1 protein-coding gene and 2 pseudogenes are annotated in these 1,396 nt (G+C 45.4%); 2 read left to right on the top strand and 1 reads right to left on the bottom strand.

Going from position 1 to position 1,396, the window contains the following annotated elements; genetic code table 11:
* Positions 1–220, top strand: a pseudogene (locus tag A3761_RS02310) (electron transfer flavoprotein subunit beta/FixA family protein); the annotation flags it as partial.
* 1 nt (position 221) lies between these two features.
* Positions 222–1,151: an electron transfer flavoprotein subunit alpha/FixB family protein gene (locus tag A3761_RS02305; RefSeq protein ID WP_068508383.1), complete on the top strand. Its 930-nt coding sequence runs from the start codon at positions 222–224 to the stop codon at positions 1,149–1,151.
* A gap of 60 nt (positions 1,152–1,211) precedes the next feature.
* Here the strand turns inward: A3761_RS02305 and A3761_RS28390 are convergent.
* Positions 1,212–1,396, bottom strand: a pseudogene (locus tag A3761_RS28390) (tRNA pseudouridine(65) synthase TruC); the annotation flags it as partial.

The raw sequence follows: 1,396 nt of genomic DNA, 5'->3' as shown, positions 1-1,396 counted from the left end.
CTTGCGTTTGAACGAGCCACGTTATGCTTCTCTTCCAAATATCATGAAAGCGAAGAAAAAGCCGCTTGAAATGACAACTCCAGCTGACCTGGGTGTTGATGTTGCTGCTAGCTTGAAGATTACCAAGGTTGAAGAGCCAGCTACGCGTTCAGCAGGTATTAAAGTTGCCGATGTTGCTGAATTGGTTGACAAACTTAAGACTGAAGCGAAGGTGATCTAACATGAGTATACTAGTAATTGCAGATCATGATAACGGTAGCATCAAGCCAGTTACCCTAAACGTTTTGAGTGCAGCAAAAGCGATCGGTGGTGACATCGACGTGCTAGTTGCAGGCGAAGGTTGTGGTGCGGCGGCTGAAGCAGCTGCTAAAGCTGAAGGTGTTGCTAAAGTATTGGTTGCAGATAATGCAGCCTACGGTCACTCTCTAGCTGAGAACTTATCTCTACTAGTTGCTGATCTTGGTAAAGGTTATTCTCACATCGTTACTTCTGCGGGCACTACGGGTAAGGACTTCCTTCCACGTGTAGCTGCTTTGTTGGATGTGGCGCAAATCTCTGACATCATCAAAGTTGAATCAGCTGATACTTTCGTTCGTCCTATCTATGCAGGTAATGCGATCGCTACTGTTCAGTCTTCTGACGGCATCAAAGTAATCACTGTTCGTGGTACTGCGTTTGATCCTGTTGCTGCTGAAGGTGGTTCTGCTGCTGTTGAAGCTATTGATAACGTTCAGGATGCTGGCATCTCTACCTTCGTTGGTGAAGAAATGGCTAAGTCTGATCGTCCAGAGTTGACTGCTGCTGACATCGTGATTTCTGGTGGCCGTGGTATGCAAAATGGCGACAACTTCAAGATTCTTGAGTCTGTTGCTGACAAGCTAGGCGCTGCTGTAGGTGCATCACGTGCCGCTGTTGATGCTGGCTTCGTACCTAACGATATGCAGGTTGGTCAAACAGGTAAGATTGTTGCACCTAACCTTTACATCGCTGTTGGTATCTCGGGTGCTATCCAGCACTTGGCAGGTATGTCAGGCAGTAAAGTAATCGTTGCAATCAACAAAGACGAAGATGCTCCTATCTTCCAGGTTGCTGATTACGGTTTGGTTGCTGATTTGTTTGAAGCTGTTCCAGAATTGGACGCTGCACTTTAAGCAAAGCTAAGTTCTAAAAACCGATACATGAAAGTGTATCGGTTTTTTTGTGCCTGACTATTAATCAGGCTTTGCTTCGTAAGGTGTCAAGTTCGTAAGTGCCTTTGTAAAGCTCTCTTCTAGCGGACATTCTAATGTCACGTTTTGCCCCGTCACTGGGTGATTGAANGTAAGTTTGGTCGCTGCCAATAATAAACGATGACTATCAAAATTTTCTTTGAATAGACGGTTGTGCTCACCTTTCC

The sequence above is a fragment of the Oleiphilus sp. HI0123 genome (assembly GCF_001635315.1).
This window is presented reverse-complemented; position numbering and strand designations above follow the sequence as displayed.